Below are 14,632 nucleotides of genomic sequence, written 5' to 3' on the forward strand. Positions count from 1 at the left end.
CGGGGCCGCTTCGCGGCCCATCGCGGCCAGGTCCGCTCCTACATTCCCAGCTCTGCATTTGTGGTGAAGGCTGTTTGATTACGCCGTGACTGACCCGCCATTGAGCGCAAGCACCTGCCCCGTCATCCACGAGGCTTCGGCCGAAGCCAGAAACGCCACCGCAGCGCCGACATCTTCAGGCGTGCCGGCGCGGCCGACCGCCGTTGTCGCCTTGGCTGTTTCGTCATAGCCGAAATTATTCATGCAGCCCAGTGACAGCGCATTGGCGGTGACGCCACTGCGGCCGACTTCATGGGACAACTGACGCATGAAGCCCAGTGCAGCGGCCTTCGCAGCGGCGTAGTTGCTCAAGCCGTAACTGAGCCCGACTCGCCATGATTCGGAGCTGATAATGACGATGCGACCGAATTGGCGCTCGCACATACCGTCGACCACCAATCGGGTCAGGCCCAGAATGGCGCGTAAGTTAAGGTCCAGTTGTTGCTCGAAATCCTTGTCTTCCAGATCCTTGAACTGTCGCAATGACTCGGGCATGCCCGGGGGTACCCCGGCGTTATTGACCAGGATATCGATCTCGCCAAACGTCTCGCGCGCGGTTGCGATGATCTGTTCGCGAATGTGCGGGACGGTGATGTCGCCGGGCGCTGCGCACACCTGCAAGCCTTCGGCTTGCAGGGCTTTGGCACTGCTTTCGGCGCGTTCGGCATAATAATCATTGATGATCACCCGCGCGCCCTGGGTGGCCAGGGCCCGGACGATGCCCAGCCCCATGCCTTGCCCCGACCCCGTTACCAGCGCAACCCGACCTGACAAATCAAACAATCGCTCAGAGGAGATATTCATGTTTTTCCTGGGTTTTTGTTGTTGAAAAATCAAGAAATCGTCAGAGCCAACCTCAGCCAATAAGCGGATTTTTGCGGTCAGGAAGTCAGCACGGCAACGTCCGTTCAGACGATGCTCAGGCTTCAGTCACGCCCGCGATCAGTCTGAAAGGACGCATTGCTTGGGTGCCTTCACCTGAGCCGACAGCAAAATCGCCAGAACGATCAACATTGCACCGCCCAGCATTCGGTAAGAAGGCTCCTCCTGGAACAACCACCAGGCGCAGGCAATGGCGTACACCGGTTCCAGCGAGATGATCATGCCGGCACTTCTCGCATTGAGCCTTTCAAGGCTCTTGATAAACAGATATTGAGACAGGCCGGTGCAAAACACGCCCAACAGCGCCAGATTCACCCAGTCGTCGGTACCCAGCTCAGCGAGCCCTGTCGAGGCGAACGGGAGCATGACCACCGCCACCGTGACGTTTTGCCAGAAGGCCACCTGCACGGCGTCGACCCCTTTGGCGGCGCGCCGGTTGGTGATGGCCAACAGCGCAAACGACAGCCCCGACCCCAGCCCCCAGAGCAGCCCGAGCGTGCCCTGATCCGCCATGTCGAACGACGGCGTGACAAGCACCAATCCCAGGGTTACCAGCGCCAGCAAAATCGATTCCTTGAGGTGGATTTTCTCGCGGAATATCAGAATATCCAGCACCGCGATAAAGGCCGGAAAGCTGGCAAAGCCCAGCGTGGCAACGGCGACGCCACCCACTTTGATCGCGATGAAGAACGTCACCCAATGGGCGGCCAAAAGCAGACCGCTCAAGATAAAGAGCCCTGCCTTGAATGCATTCAGGTGCTGAACGATCGGGCATCGTTGCACGAACGCAAACGCCAGCAGTGCGAGCATGGCGAAGGCCGCTCGACCGAAAGTGATAACGCTTGCATCGGCATTGATCAAAGCGCCAAAAATACCGGTTAAACCAAAGAGTAAAGCGGTGACATGGGCAGAAGTAAGGGCAGTACGATGGGAGGTCATTTGAAGTTTTCTAGAAAAGAAAGTGAGCCAAATGCATCGCGCACGGAGTAATAGCGTCTGTCTGGACCCGTCAGCTTTTATTGTTGTTTCGCAGAAGACAGAAAGAAATTTTTGTTATTGATCGTTATCACTGCATCGTGTGGTGCAGATTATTTTTTGGGGCAGCCCCCCTTTCGGCCCGTCAACCGAAAGGGGGGCGTGCTTTACAACAACGTTGATGCGAGAGACTTACCGCTCCGATACATCGATCCAGATGGTTTTCAGTTCAGTGTACTGGTCGTGAGCCCAGATCGACTTGTCACGCCCACCAAAGCCGGACTCCTTGTAACCGCCAAACGGCGTTGAAGCATCACCTTCACCGAAGCAGTTGACCGTCACAACGCCGGCGCGAATTTCGCGTGACAGCTTGATCGCGTGGCGCAGGTTATCGGTGTAGACCGACGCGGCCAGGCCATAAACCGAGTCATTGGCCAGGGCGATGGCTTCGTTGATGTCGGTAAAGGTCGTCACGGTGAGCACCGGGCCAAAAATCTCTTCCTTGAACAGGCGGCTATCGGAGCCGACGCCATCGACAACGGTCGGCTCGACGAAAATACCTTGTTCAGTATTGCCGCCGAATACCACATCCAGTTTTTCGACGCCCGCCTGGTCGAGGTAGGAGCGAACTTTCTCGAAGTGCGCCTTGCTGACCATCGAGCCGACACGGTTCTGCGGGTCCAGCGGGTTGCCCATCTTCCACTCGCGCATCTGTACGTCGATACGCTTGAGCAGGTCGTCCTTGATATCCGCGTGAACAATCAGGCGCGAGGAAGCCGAGCAGTTTTCGCCCATGTTCCAGAACGCGCCGTTGACCACGTGGGAAGCCACCAGATCCAGGTCCTCGACGTCGTCCATCACCACGGCAGGGTTCTTGCCCCCGCACTCCAGCACGATGCGCTTGAGGTTCGATTCTGCGGCGTAGTGCAGGAACAGCCGACCGGTGTCCGTGGAGCCGGTGAAGCTGACCATGGTCACGTCCATATGACGGCCCAATGGCTCGCCGACATCCTTGCCGCCACCGGTGACAACGTTGAACACGCCGGCCGGAATCCCGGCTTCAAAGGCCAGTTGGGCAACACGAACGGCCGTCAGGGTGGTTTCCTTGGCCGGTTTGACGATGACCGAGCAACCGGCTGCCAACGACGGGCCGATCTTCCAGGCCAGCATCAGCAACGGGAAGTTCCACGGCAGTACCAGACCGACCACACCGATAGGCTCGCGGACCACCAGCGTCAGGGCGTCGGAACCGACCGGCGCGGTGCTGTCGTAGATCTTGTCAATCAGCTCGGCGTGCCAGCGAATCATGTGAATGGTTTCGGGAATGTCGGTGAGTTGGCATTCACGAATCGGCTTGCCGCTGTCCAGGCTCTCCATCACCGAGAGCTCGACCAGGTTTTCTTCGAGCAGGTCGGCGAAGCGCAGCAACACTTTCTTGCGCGCGCCGGGGCTCAGCTTGTGCCAGCGCCCGTCTTCATAGGCCTCGTTGGCATTGGCCACCGCCACGTTGACGTCGTCGGCGTTGCAGGCGGTGATTTCGGTCAGCACCTGGTTGGTGGCCGGGTTGACGGTGGCAAACGTCTTGCCCGAACCCGAGGTGTAATTGGCACCATTGATGAAGGCTTGCGTTGGCAAGACCAGCTTTTCAGCGATGGCGGCGTATTGCGCCGTGGTCAAGAGATCGCTCATGGCTTCAAGCTCCGGTAATCTGCGCGACTTCACGCTTGAGGGTGGCAATGACGTCCTTCAGGACTTCTTTCTCGTGCTCGTACAGCGGCTGCAGCGGCGAGCGGACGCTGCCGGTGCGCAGGCCATTCAACTCACAGCCGTACTTGATGGACTGGACAAACTTGCCGGTTTCCAGGAAGTCCATCAGCGGCATGAACGCCGACATGATTTTGCGGCCTTTATCGAAGTCCTTTTCGATCACGCAGGCTTCATACAGTGCTACGTGCTCGCGAGGAATGAAGTTGGAGCCAGCGCACACCCAGCTGCGGGCGCCCCAGGCGAAGAACTCGAGCGCCTGATCATCCCAGCCGCAAGACAGAGCGATGTTCGGGTAGTTGCGCGCCAGGCGATGGACCTGGTTCATATCGCCCGAGCTTTCCTTGATGGCGATGATGTTTTTGGACTCGGAAACGGTCGAAAAATATTCCTCGCCCATGCTCACGCCCATACGCCCAGGGTAGTTGTAGAGCATGATCGGCAGGCCCGCGGCACGATCGATGGTCAATGCATGAATGGCGTTTTCCTTTTCGGTTGGCAACGCGTAGGGAGGCGAACCCACCAGCAAGGCATCGGCCTTGATGTCACGTGCGGCCTTTGCGTACTCGACCGAATCTTCAGTGCGAGTCGCACCTGTGCCAACGATCAACGGCAGACGGCCGCCGATCACATCCTTGGCCTGGGCCGCCAGCTCAATGCGCTCCTGAGCGGTGTGCGCGTAATATTCGCCGGTCGAACCACCAATGATAATGCCGTGTACTTTGGCATCGATCAGGGATTCAAGCACCTCGGCGAAAGCGGCCTTATCAATATCACCGTTGGCGGCCAGTGGGGTGATCGCAGGGGTGTAGATACCTTCAAATTTCATCGCAGTTTCTCCGTTGACTAGAGGGGCATGCCCCGACACAGCGTCCACCGCCATGAGTCGGGGACATTGAACAAACCAGGGTTTCAGCTGGTGAGCGCGGCGGCATCACGCAAGCTCAGGGAACGGGTTTCAGGCGCCATCGCCCAAGCGGCGATCAGGCCGACCATGGTCACGGCCGCGGCGATATACATCGTGTTGGCAATACCCAGGGTCTGAAGCGAAATAGGCACCAGGTAGGTACCGACCGCCGCCCCGATGCGAGACAGCGAGGTACCGATGCCGACGGCAAAGGCGCGTATTTCGGTTGGAAAAAGCTCATTGGGGTAAACCAGTTGCAATACCTGGGCGCCACCAATGAACAGCGCATAGGCACCGAACAGAACCAGCACCAGAATTTCATTACTGTCGGAAAACAGCGCCAGCATCAGCAGCGCAATACCCGACCACAGAAAGCTGTTGATCAGCATGCTGCGACGACCGATACGATTGATCAGCCGGGTGGCCAGAATGCAACCGATCACGAACAGCAGCGTGATGGCGATCGAGCCGTACTCCGCCCACTCGCCTTTCAAGTTCAGCGCCTGCAGCACTTTGGGTGCAAACGCATACACGGCAAACACAGGAATGATCGAGCAGGTCCAGAACACGGAAACAAAGAACAAGCGCTTGCCGTAGCCAGATCGCAGCAGATCCTTGAACGACATTTTTCGCTCATCCGGCTGTTCCGGCAGATTGCGCAGCGAAAAACCATTGCCGTAAACGCGTTTGATCACTCGATCCGCTTCGCCATCACGGCCTTTGCTCAGCAACCAGCGAGGGGACTCGGGCGTACCGAGGCGCAACAGCAGCAGCGCAAAGCCAATGACCGAGGCGCTGGCCAGCACATACCGCCAAGCCTCATCCCCACCCACGTTGAGAATCGCGTTGCCCACCACATAAGCAAAGGCTGCACCGGCGAACCACAGAATGGTCAGCGCCGCCAAGCGTGGGCCTCGTTGTTTTTTCGGCAGGAATTCAACCAGCAGCGAGGTTGCCACCGGGTATTCGATGCCCACCGCCAGGCCAATGATCAATCTGAGGGCGAACAATCCCTCGACCGATTCAACCCACAGCTGCGCCAATGAACACACGATGAACAGGGTCGGGCCGAAAAAGTAGACTTTCTTGCGGCCTAATTTATCGGTCAGCCAGCCACCCAGAAAACCGCCAAAAAACACGCCGATCAACGCGGCCGCTGCAATCATGCCTTGCCAGAAATCAGACAACTTCAGGGACGCGGACATCTGAATCATGGCAATGCCGATAATACTGAGCACATACCCATCTACAAATGACCCGCCGCCGGAACGGGCAGTCAACAGCCGGTGAAAGTTATTGAGAGGAACATCTTCAATCGATGGAGCAGGACTTGTCATTATTGTCTCCTGTTGCGCCTCGTTTATTGAGCGGATTAAAGCGACCACCCAAAAATCAAGCGAGTTAAACCCGTCAAGGTCAAAAGCGAAAAACCAAACGGCTTTATCACGTCCAACCCTTTATTACATTGACTTCGCAAAACCGTGTGTTGGCGGTATCAGCTTTCTTTGCCGGCTCGGCACTGACCCCATATAAGGTTCATGTTTACACCTGCCGAAAGCAAAGGCTCCGGTGGGTTTTTATTGGGCCCCGGAGACGCCAGCAAAAAGTCGATAAGATCGCTTTTCTTGCCGGCCAACCAGTCGGCCAACAGCGTGCCCGTGACCGTTCCGCGGGTCACGCCGAGTCCATTGCAGCACACGGCGCCGAAAACGTTATCGGTGAACTTGCCAAAATGCGCCATGTGATTACGAGAGAGGCTTAATGCGCCGCCCCAGGTATATTCAAAATTGACATCCGGAAGCATGGGGAATCGACGTTCGAATGAATCCCGGTGGCGTTTGACAAAGCGCTGAAGATATTTCGGGTTGGCGCGCCCGTCGGCATTGAAACTGAAACTGTTGCGCACCAGCAAACGGTTATCGACCGTGCGGCGCAACGTGGTGCCAAACGGGTCGGCGGGAATCACACCCCAGTAAGGCGCGCCGCCCAGGCGGGCCTGCTCGGCCTCGGTGAGTTCCCGCGTCAAGCTGGCATAGGTAAAGATCGGCAGCATGCGCCCTTTCAGAAAACCGAAACTCATGGCAAAGGCATTGTTGGTCAGCACGAGTTTGTCGGCGACAATACGCCCGCCTTGATGGGTCAGAATGGTTTTTTCACCATACTGCACTTCGGTAATGGGCATATTTTCGTAGAGGGTGACGTTGGCGGGCAGGCTGTCGGCCAGCCCCTTCACCAGCGCGGCAGGCTGTACAAGCGCCGTGCCGGGGGTAAACAGCGCTTTTCTGTAGAAATGCGTGCCAATGTGCTCGGGCAACTCTTTTTCTTCGATGACCTGGTATTCCTGCCCGAGCTTGTCCAGCCCTCGACGATAGGCATCCAGCACCGCGATGCCACGATCTTCGATGGCGGCCTGATACTTGCCACAGGCACGCAGCTGGCATTCAATGCCGTGCTGTTTGACCAGATCCTTCAGGATGTTCTGGCCGGTCAAGTTCAGGCGCAGGCTCATTTTGGCAGTGGCGATATCACCAATATAGTCATCGGCACCGATATCATGGGGCAAATCAATTGCAAAGCCTGCATTTCTGCCCGAGGAGCCGTAACCGACCTCTTGCGCCTCGATCAATACAATCTCGTCGTCCGGAAAGTTGAGCGCCAATTGGCGAGCCGCCGCCAGCCCGGTAAAACCTGCACCCACCACGACCCAGCGAGCATTACGGATACCGGAGTGAGCCGGCCGTGGCTTTCTGGGTGGACTGAGGTGAAACCAGCCGCAGGTAGAATCATCTGCAGGGGTATGAGTTACTTTTGCCATGTCTGCGACCTGGATTCTTATAAATAAGGACTGACGTTAAAACTTCCCCACTGCAACAGCGAAATCACTGACACGTTGTGTGTCGTACTGATGCAATGGGGCCCGGCGTTAATAATTAATAGGTGAGTGAAACGTCCATTCCTTCCGGAGCGGCATAGTCGGCCATGCGACGTCGGGACAGTTCCAGATGCGCACGAACAATATCGCCGGCCAATACCGGATCATTGCTTTCAATGGCGCTGATCATCTGATCATGTTGCAGCGCCGCCGTTTGAAGGTCTTCTTGCATATCCGTTGTGGTCGGATGGCGATAGAAGATTTTTCCCAGCCGTGCATGATCAATCAGCAAACGTTGCAAGCTGGGCATCAAATAAGCATTACGCGCCATTCTGCCGATTTGCAGATGGAACTCATCGTTATAAAGCACGCGTTTATCGACATCGATTTCTTCGATGGCGCGGCGGAACAGACTTTGGATGCGTTTCAACTCTTCAATTTCGGCCAGTGTTGCGTTGGTGGCCGCCAGCTGAGTCGTGGCGATGTAGATCAATGGCGCCGCGAGGAAAAAACTGCGCAGCGATTGATAACTCATCGACGACACGCGCGCAGCGCGATTGGCTTCAAGCTCGATATAGCCTTCAGCGGCCATCTGCCGCATCAGCTCGCGTACCGGTGGACGCGAAAGCCCGAATTCCTCGCACAACGCAAATTCATCGATGACCGCGCCAGGGGCCAGGTCCATGCTCAGGATGCGACGCCGAAGCGCCTCACCCAGCACGGCTTTTCGATCAATAGGGAGATCCGCAACCGCCTTCGGATCAAGCTCTGTTGTCGCCTTCATAGAAACCTTCATGGGCAAGCATCTGCCGTGTCTACAATTTGTATTCTCACTATAGATCACAGTATACAATGTGTCTACAGTCGCGATAGGTGCCAGGCAGAGCCGTGGCAATGAGGAGATAAACGGTCGCGGACAGTGTGTGTGGCCCGCTCGATTTGCCCCCCGGCGTACCTCTACCATGAAGGCCGCTACTTCACCAGCCTGGCTCGCCGCCGCTCAGCTACGCCAGCTGGAACCCGTGAGCGAGGGGGTCCTTGTCATCGACGAAGATCGTGTTGTGGCCGGTGACCTGGGCCCAGCCGGTGATGCTGGGCTTTATCCCGTCATAGGTTCCGACTTTGACGGCTGACTCGACCTTGCCTTCGAAGATCGTGCCGATCGGGCTCTCGTGCCGGTAGGTATCGCCCACCTTCAAGCGCCCTTTGCCGAACAACTGGGCCATGCGCGCGGAGGTACCGGTGCCGCCCGGTGAACGGTCAATGGCCTTGTCGCCGTAGAACACCGCGCAGCGACCGTGCGCCGTGATGCTGCGCGCTTCGTCACACCAGATCACGTGGTGAACGCCCTTGATTCGACTGTCTTCGGGATGCACCGGATTACAGATATCGGCCAACGCCGATCGCAGCTTCTGGCTCAAGCCTACGATGTCCGCCGCCGCCAGGCCCTCCAGGCCAGCCCATGCGGCTTGCGGTTCGACAACGGCGTAGTAGTTGCCGCCATAGGCAATATCCACGGTAAGCGTACCGACACCGGGCACATCGACTTGCACATCCGAACGGTGCAGGTAGCTGTTGACGTTGAACAAGCGAATGGACTCGACCGTTTCGCCGTTCATGATGTACTGCACATCCACTCGCCCGGCTGGCGTCTCGATCGCCAGGGTGCCGGGTTCGCGCGGCGTGATCAGGCCCTCCTCGATCACCACGGTCGAAAGCCCGATGGTGCCCGCGCCGCACATCGGCAGGCAGCCGCTGACCTCGATAAACAGTGCGCCAAAGTCACAATCTTCACGCACCGAGGGATAGATGATGGCGCCGGACATGATGTCGTGGCCACGAGGCTCGAACATCAGCGCGGTACGAATCCAGTCGTGATCGCGCACGAAAATCTCGCGGCGCTCGGCCATCGACACATTCGGCAATACAGGCCCGCCACCTACCAGCACGCGCACCGGGTTGCCGCAGGCATGGGAATCCACACAAAAGAAGCTACGTCTCATGCCCGTTTCTCACGCCAGTTGACGAGGGGAATGGCGCTGCAGTGCGCCACGCGACAGCCGATCCAGCAGCAGCGCAACCGCCACGATTGCCAACCCGGCGCGAAGCCCCAGGCCCATCTCCATCCGGGTCAGCCCGCGGGTCACTTCAGCGCCCAGGCCGCCCGCCCCCACCAGGCCTGCCAACACCACCATCGCCAGGGAAAGCAGGATGCATTGGTTCAGCCCGACCAGCAGCGTCGGCGCGGCGGTAGGCAATTCGATTTTCAACAGAATGGTGCGTGGCGAGGCGCCAATCGCTTGCCCCAGTTCCAGCAGATCCTTGGGCAGTTGCTTGAACGCCAGCGTGGTCAACCTCAGCATCGGCGGAATGCCATAGACGATGGTTGCGATGATTGCCGGCACGCGCCCCAGGCTGAACAGCATCACCGCAGGGATCAGGTAAACCCACGGCGGCACGGTCTGCATCACGTTGAGAATCGGCAAGAACGCGGCATCGACACGTTTCTTCCGCGCGGCCAACACGCCCAGCGGGAAGGCAATGGCCACCGAGATCAATACCGACACGGACACCAGGGCAATCGTCTGCATGGACGCGACCCACAGCCCTGAAAACAGGCAGAAGGCGAGCATCACCGCGGCGAATATCGCCACACGCAGATTGGCGAAAAAGAACGCCAGCGCCACGACGATACCGATCAATACAAACGCCGGCGGCGCCAGCAACACACCTTCAACGGCGCCCAGGACGGTTTCAATGACCCGACTGATGCCCGCAAAAAGCCCATGCAGGTTGGCGTTGAGCCAATCAACGGCGGGCGCCAGGTATTGGCCTGGAGAAAAACTCAGTTCCAAGGTGCTCATTGGCTCTCTCCGATTCGAGTTTTGGCGGCGCTCTGGGCCAGGCGGTCCAGAATCATGGTCAAGATCACGATGGCAATCGCCGCGTTGATCGACTTGGCAATATCCAGCGTGCGAATCGCACCATAGATGGATTCACCCAGGCCGCCGGACCCGACGATGCCAGCGATCACCACCATGCCGAAGGCCATCATCAGGCTCTGGTTGACCCCGGCCATGATGCTGGGCAAGGCGAACGGCAAGCGAATCTTGAAAAACATCTGCCAGCCGGTCACGCCGCTGGCCTCACCCAATTCGACGAACTCCTTGGGTGTCATGCGGATGCCCAGCGAGGTCAACCGCAGCGCCGGGGGCACCGCCACGATAAAGGTCGCCATCAGTGCCGTTGCCGGGCCATATCCGAGCAGCGCAATGGCCGGCAGCAGATAAATGTAGGGTGGCAAGGTCTGCACCAGATCCAGCAACGGATCGGCCACCCGGTCGAATGCCGGTGTCAGCCCCGCCACCACGCCCAACGGAATGGCGACCATCAATGCCAGCACCGTAGCCGTGATCACCAGGGCCAGGGTGCTGACGGTCTGCGGCCACAAGCCCATGACAGCGCAAAACAGCAATGCCAGCGTTGTGAGCACTGCAAACCGCACGCCCACGGCGCGCCAGCCGATCACCCCCATCAGCAGCGCAATCAGGTAATGGGGCGGATAGGCGATGCACCACTGCACGCCCTCGTACAAACCGGTCAGCCCTGAATTGACGGCATCGAAGACAAACTCGCCGTTGTCCATCAGCCACTCAAGGCTCGAATCGACAACCGAATCGAACTCGCTGGCAAAATTGGGAATGCTCATGTCGACGCCTCCACAACAGTGGTCGATTCCGGGGCCACGAATTCGTTCGGGATACCCTGCACGCCTCGCAGCAGATCGCGCAGCGTGATGATTCCGATCACCACGCCCTGGTCGACAACCGCCAGTGCGTCACGCTCAGACTTGATCGTCAGGCCGATCAACTCGTTGATATCGGCCTCGGGTGAAGTCTTGGTGAAGCGGTTGACATCACTGCCCGGATTGGCCGCCTTATAGACCTCGACCGGCGTCATCACCGAGTGAGCCCTGACCAGATGCAGCCTCGAGATGCCTGCCACAAACTCGGCGACATAATCGTCAGCCGGGTTGAGCACGATGTCTTCAGCGGTACCGACCTGAATGATCACGCCATCCTTCATGATTGCGATGCGATCACCGATGCGGATCGCTTCATCCAGGTCGTGGGTAATGAAGACCGCTGACTTGCCGAGGTCCTTGGTCAATTGACGGAATTCATCCTGCAGCTGCCGGCGAATCAACGGGTCCAGCGCACTGAAAGGTTCATCCATCAGAATCACTTCAGGGTCGGCGGTAATGGCCCGCGCAAGTCCCACCCGTTGCTGCATGCCGCCAGACAACTCGCCAGGGTAGCGGGATGTCCAGTCAGTCAGGCCGACTTTGGCCAGGGCACGCTCTGCCACCTTGTAACGCTCGGCCTTGCCAACCCCTTGCACTTCCAGGCCGAACGCGGTGTTCTCCAGCACAGTACGGTTGGGCAGCAAGGCAACACTTTGAAAGACCATGCCGATATTGCGAGCACGGACTTCTCGCAGCTGTGCCGGCGACAGCGAGGAAAGGTCCTTGCCTTTGACAAGGACTTTTCCCGAGCTGGGTGTGATGAGCTTGTTGAGCAGCCTGATCAGGGTGGATTTGCCACTGCCGGACAGGCCCATGATGCAGAAGATCTCGCCGCGGCGGACCTGCAGACTCACATCAGACACGCCGACCACGCAGCCGTAGTTCTGCAGAATCTGAGTCTTGGTCAGCCCTTCCTTGACCACCGCGTTCATGGCGGCGGGCGCGTTCTGACCGAAGATTTTCCAGACCGACTGGCAATCCACCAGCACTTCATTAACGTCTATATTGGCCGTTGTCATTTTGTAACCTGTCTCACCAGCGTGACTGGCTTTGTTATTGATCAAATGTCGGCAGTGACAAAAAGTACGGATCTTTATCGTTGTTTTACGTTTTCCCAGCGTTTCAACAATTCAGCATGGCGGCCCGTCCAGTCGTTGACGGCTTGATCCATGCTTTTACCATCCTTGACTTCACCATTGATTGCGGTGATATCAGCCAGGGGCACATAAACGCTGGCGACCACTTCACGCGCACGTGGGTATTGCGCAGCGAAATCCTTGTGACCAATCCAGTAGTAGCCTTGTGGCGGAGGGAAAATACCCTTCGGATCCTTCAGGAACTTCATGTCAAACTTCTGCGCCATCCAGGAGGGTTCCCAAATCGCTACAGCGATAGGTTCTTTGCGGTCGACGGCGGATTTCAACGCCGCGGTCATGGCCGCGGTACTGCCTTCAACCAATTGCAACTTGATGCCGTATTCACTGACGGCCTTGGTCGCATCACTCATCAATCCGGAACCGGGCTCGATACCGATGATCTTGCCGTTGAACTTATCGGCATTGGCATTCAGTTGATCGAGCGAGTCGACCTCAACATACTTGGGAACCGCAATACCCTGATAAAGACCGAACGACACCGGAGACAGCTTTTCCAGGCGGTTCTTGTTTTTATTCCAGTAATCCTGGGCCGCATAATCGGTCTGTGAAGCCAGCATCTGGATATCGCCCTTGCTCAAGGCGGCATAGGCAATACCCCACTCGGAGAACTCGATGACCTTGACGGTGTAGCCAGAGTTTTCCAGCACCTTTTTGGTAATACCGGTAATGGGCGTCAGGTCTTCCCACGACAGTGTACCCATCGTGATGTTTTTCTCTTCTGCTTGAACAGGCAATATCGCCATGCCCATCAATGCCACTGCACAGACTGCCTTCCAGATTCTTTTCATAGCCTTCCCCGATGATCGGTTGGATTATTGTTGGCCTGCGCGAAGCAGCGGCCGATGACATGAAACGGAACGGTACAACCCTTACAACTTCTGTCGTTATCACTGCCCATCAGTTGGCGACCCGCTGGATCGGGCAGGCGCCAGCCTCAAGCGCCCGGGTGGGCCCGAGTGCTTGTTATCTCTTCGTTATCCTTCACACCCCGAAAGGCAGGTCGGCTTTCATGCCTGGCGGGGCGATAAACATTTCCATGTTTTCCCGGGAAAGTTCCCAGTGCTCAAAGACCAGATCAACCACGGCGTCTTCGTCACGTCGCTCAATGGCTTCAATAAACAAATCATGATGTTCGGCAGACAGATGGAGGCGTCGCTCCATATCCTCATCGCGAGGACGAAAAAAGGTGTGGCCAATGCGGGCATGATCGATCAGTAATCTTTCCAGGCTGGGCTCCAGATAGGGGTTACCCGCCATTTCGCCCATGATCGCGTGGAAGCGGTTGTTTTCCACCACCATCGCCAACGCATCGTGAGCTTCGGTGGCCCGCCGGAACCGCATTTGCGTTTCTTTCAAATCGACCATTTGCCGTGGCTTGAAGTTGTTGACGGCAAGACGGCCAATGGCGGCATAGACCATCGGAGCGACCTGGAAAAAGCTCCTGAGCGTCGAATGATTCATGGGAATAACGCGCGCCCCGCGATTTTCCCTGATGTCGATATAACCCTCGCCGGCAAGACGACGAAACACTTCCCGGACCGGCGTTCTGGAGAGCCCGTAGCGCTCGCTCAGACTGACCTCGTCGAGGGCCTCATCAGGATCGAGCTCCATCGTGAGGATTTGACGCTTCAGGTCGTCATACAGTGTGCTTTTGCCGCTTTTCACCAACGACCTCCTCAGGTGCTCAACGTCGATCACGGCGGGGTGTGGAATTCAGACTCGCACGCATCCGAGCCATCGTCAATGCTCTGTATTCTTAATGTATACATAGAAAATACTGTAAGAACGCACATAGAAAACTAATTTTTTCTGTTTGAAAACAGATACTTATAGTTTCATTGCGGCAATCGACGTGGTCGCTATCAGATAAGCCTTCTGTCGTTTATTGAAATGCCTGGACAACGAGGGTCTTTGCTGCCTTGAAAGACGGATGGCCGAACACGACAGCTTGATGACCGTTTGCGACAGGCACGGACGCAGGCTCGGCGAGAACCTTCTATGACTCGTCCCACTTGTTATATGTGCGGATTCCACGCGCACTTGGACACCCATTCCACGAACACTTGGACAGCGATTCCACGCTGACTTGGACACTCATTCCACGGCCACTTGGACACTGATTCCACGAGCATTTGGACAGTGATTTCTCACTGATCCGCCCCATGCTCCGGCAGGCAGCGACGCAGGATTTTTCACTACCATCGACCTCTTTTATCGAAGCGAAGAGGTCG

At 57.3% G+C, this 14,632-nt stretch carries 13 protein-coding genes; all 13 read right to left on the minus strand.

What is annotated here, in order from left to right; translation table 11 throughout:
* Positions 1–78: 78 nt before the first annotated feature.
* The 13 genes from GUY40_RS27300 to GUY40_RS27360 all read right to left on the minus strand — a co-directional run bounded on the left by GUY40_RS27300 (position 79) and on the right by GUY40_RS27360 (position 14,066).
* The gene (locus tag GUY40_RS27300; RefSeq protein WP_166572016.1) at positions 79–843 is read right to left on the minus strand and encodes an SDR family NAD(P)-dependent oxidoreductase; all 765 of its coding nucleotides are present in this window, start codon (positions 841–843) and stop codon (positions 79–81) included.
* 138 nt (positions 844–981) lie between these two features.
* The gene (locus GUY40_RS27305) at positions 982–1,860 is read right to left on the minus strand and encodes a DMT family transporter (RefSeq protein ID WP_166572017.1); all 879 of its coding nucleotides are present in this window, start codon (positions 1,858–1,860) and stop codon (positions 982–984) included.
* 228 nt (positions 1,861–2,088) lie between these two features.
* Positions 2,089–3,585, minus strand: coding sequence for an aldehyde dehydrogenase (locus tag GUY40_RS27310; protein WP_166572018.1), 1,497 nt, complete (start codon positions 3,583–3,585; stop codon positions 2,089–2,091).
* 4 nt (positions 3,586–3,589) lie between these two features.
* Entirely contained in the window at positions 3,590–4,489 is a 900-nt protein-coding gene (locus GUY40_RS27315) for a dihydrodipicolinate synthase family protein (RefSeq protein WP_166572019.1), read from the minus strand.
* An 83-nt stretch (positions 4,490–4,572) separates the two neighbouring features.
* On the minus strand, positions 4,573–5,904 hold the full coding sequence (locus GUY40_RS27320; protein ID WP_166572020.1) for an MFS transporter: 1,332 nt from the start codon (positions 5,902–5,904) through the stop codon (positions 4,573–4,575).
* Between the two features lie 158 nt (positions 5,905–6,062).
* Positions 6,063–7,382, minus strand: a complete 1,320-nt coding sequence (locus GUY40_RS27325) for an FAD-binding oxidoreductase (protein ID WP_166572021.1) — start codon at positions 7,380–7,382, stop codon at positions 6,063–6,065.
* A gap of 115 nt (positions 7,383–7,497) precedes the next feature.
* A complete protein-coding gene (locus GUY40_RS27330) occupies positions 7,498–8,223 on the minus strand; it encodes a GntR family transcriptional regulator (protein WP_166572028.1) in 726 nt (241 codons plus the stop codon).
* 220 nt (positions 8,224–8,443) lie between these two features.
* Positions 8,444–9,442, minus strand: a complete 999-nt coding sequence (locus GUY40_RS27335) for a 4-hydroxyproline epimerase (protein ID WP_166572022.1) — start codon at positions 9,440–9,442, stop codon at positions 8,444–8,446.
* A 9-nt stretch (positions 9,443–9,451) separates the two neighbouring features.
* Positions 9,452–10,303: a proline/glycine betaine ABC transporter permease gene (locus tag GUY40_RS27340; RefSeq protein WP_166572023.1), complete on the minus strand. Its 852-nt coding sequence runs from the start codon at positions 10,301–10,303 to the stop codon at positions 9,452–9,454.
* On the minus strand, positions 10,300–11,148 hold the full coding sequence (locus GUY40_RS27345) for a proline/glycine betaine ABC transporter permease (protein ID WP_166572024.1): 849 nt from the start codon (positions 11,146–11,148) through the stop codon (positions 10,300–10,302). The genes GUY40_RS27340 and GUY40_RS27345 overlap by 4 nt, the downstream gene beginning before the upstream one ends.
* Positions 11,145–12,263 carry a glycine betaine/L-proline ABC transporter ATP-binding protein gene (locus GUY40_RS27350; RefSeq protein ID WP_166572025.1) on the minus strand — a complete coding sequence of 373 codons (1,119 nt, stop codon included), beginning with the start codon at positions 12,261–12,263 and terminating at the stop codon, positions 11,145–11,147. The genes GUY40_RS27345 and GUY40_RS27350 overlap by 4 nt, the downstream gene beginning before the upstream one ends.
* A 74-nt stretch (positions 12,264–12,337) precedes the next feature.
* Complete coding sequence (locus tag GUY40_RS27355) at positions 12,338–13,189, minus strand: glycine betaine ABC transporter substrate-binding protein (protein ID WP_166572026.1); 852 nt, start codon at positions 13,187–13,189, stop codon at positions 12,338–12,340.
* 193 nt (positions 13,190–13,382) lie between these two features.
* On the minus strand, positions 13,383–14,066 hold the full coding sequence (locus tag GUY40_RS27360) for a GntR family transcriptional regulator (protein ID WP_166572027.1): 684 nt from the start codon (positions 14,064–14,066) through the stop codon (positions 13,383–13,385).
* Positions 14,067–14,632: the final 566 nt, after the last annotated feature.

This window comes from Pseudomonas sp. R5(2019) (assembly GCF_009905435.1).
GTDB lineage: Bacteria > Pseudomonadota > Gammaproteobacteria > Pseudomonadales > Pseudomonadaceae > Aquipseudomonas.

Excerpts from the sequence above, each read along its gene's own strand:
- GUY40_RS27300 (WP_166572016.1), bottom strand. The coding sequence starts at position 843 with ATGAATATCTCCTCTGAGCGATTGTTTGATTTGTCAGGTCGGGTTGCG.
- GUY40_RS27305 (WP_166572017.1), bottom strand. The coding sequence starts at position 1,860 with ATGACCTCCCATCGTACTGCCCTTACTTCTGCCCATGTCACCGCTTTA.
- GUY40_RS27310 (WP_166572018.1), bottom strand. The coding sequence starts at position 3,585 with ATGAGCGATCTCTTGACCACGGCGCAATACGCCGCCATCGCTGAAAAG.
- GUY40_RS27315 (WP_166572019.1), bottom strand. The coding sequence starts at position 4,489 with ATGAAATTTGAAGGTATCTACACCCCTGCGATCACCCCACTGGCCGCC.
- GUY40_RS27320 (WP_166572020.1), bottom strand. The coding sequence starts at position 5,904 with ATGACAAGTCCTGCTCCATCGATTGAAGATGTTCCTCTCAATAACTTT.
- GUY40_RS27325 (WP_166572021.1), bottom strand. The coding sequence starts at position 7,382 with ATGGCAAAAGTAACTCATACCCCTGCAGATGATTCTACCTGCGGCTGG.
- GUY40_RS27330 (WP_166572028.1), bottom strand. The coding sequence starts at position 8,223 with ATGAAGGCGACAACAGAGCTTGATCCGAAGGCGGTTGCGGATCTCCCT.
- GUY40_RS27335 (WP_166572022.1), bottom strand. The coding sequence starts at position 9,442 with ATGAGACGTAGCTTCTTTTGTGTGGATTCCCATGCCTGCGGCAACCCG.
- GUY40_RS27340 (WP_166572023.1), bottom strand. The coding sequence starts at position 10,303 with ATGAGCACCTTGGAACTGAGTTTTTCTCCAGGCCAATACCTGGCGCCC.
- GUY40_RS27345 (WP_166572024.1), bottom strand. The coding sequence starts at position 11,148 with ATGAGCATTCCCAATTTTGCCAGCGAGTTCGATTCGGTTGTCGATTCG.
- GUY40_RS27350 (WP_166572025.1), bottom strand. The coding sequence starts at position 12,263 with ATGACAACGGCCAATATAGACGTTAATGAAGTGCTGGTGGATTGCCAG.
- GUY40_RS27355 (WP_166572026.1), bottom strand. The coding sequence starts at position 13,189 with ATGAAAAGAATCTGGAAGGCAGTCTGTGCAGTGGCATTGATGGGCATG.